1 protein-coding gene is annotated in these 790 nt (G+C 67.2%); it reads right to left on the bottom strand.

Annotation, left to right across the window (positions count from 1 at the left end):
• A partial coding sequence (locus AC1DWC_RS26700; protein WP_477912912.1) for an Ig-like domain-containing protein occupies window positions 1–689 on the bottom strand: 689 nt, incomplete at its 3' end.
• Between the last annotated feature and the right edge of the window lie 101 nt (window positions 690–790).

Genomic DNA, 790 nt, shown 5'->3' with positions numbered 1-790 from the left:
CCCTTGGCCAGGGCCTGCGTGATGCTGCCCTTGCCCTCGGAATCGAGAGTGACCGGGCCACCCAGGTTCTCGGCGCCATTCTTGAACTGCACCGTGCCACCAGCCGGAACCGGCGAAACCTGCACGTTCAGAACCACATCCGCACCCGCAACAGCGGAAGCCGGACCCGACACGACCGTGGTGGTCGCGACATCCGCCGGCGACACCGCGACAGTGTGCGCCGCCGACGTCGAGGTCAGGAACTCACCCGCACCCGAGTAGACGGCCGTGATCTGGTGATCRCCCTTGGCCAGGGCCTGCGTGATGCTGCCCTTGCCCTCGGTGTCGAGAGTGACCGGGCCACCCAGATTCTCGGTACCGTTCTTGAACTGCACCGTGCCACCGGCCGGAACCGGCGAAACCTGCACCGCAAACGTGGCATCCGTGCCGGCAACCGCGGTCGCCGGACCCGTCACAACCGTGCTGGTCGCGACATCAGCCGGCGACACCGCGACGGTGTGCGCCGCCGAGGTCGAGGTCAGGAACTCACCGGCACCCGAGTACACCGCAGTGATGCTGCGATCACCCTTCACGAACTTCTGCGTGATCGAACCCTTGCCCTCGGAATCGAGGTTCACCGGGCCACCCAGGTTCTCGGTGCTGTCCTTGAACTGCACCGTGCCACCAGCAGGAGCCGGCGAAACCTGCACGTTCAGAACCACATCCGCACCCGCCACCGCGGAAGCCGGACCCGACACGACCGTCGTGGTCGCGACATCAGCCGGCGACACCGCGACGGCGTGCGCAGCCG

It is taken from the genome of Rhodococcus sp. P4_C10, assembly GCF_056402135.1.
The sequence above is the reverse complement of the archived record's forward strand: the minus strand, read 5'-3'. Positions and strand labels throughout refer to the sequence as shown.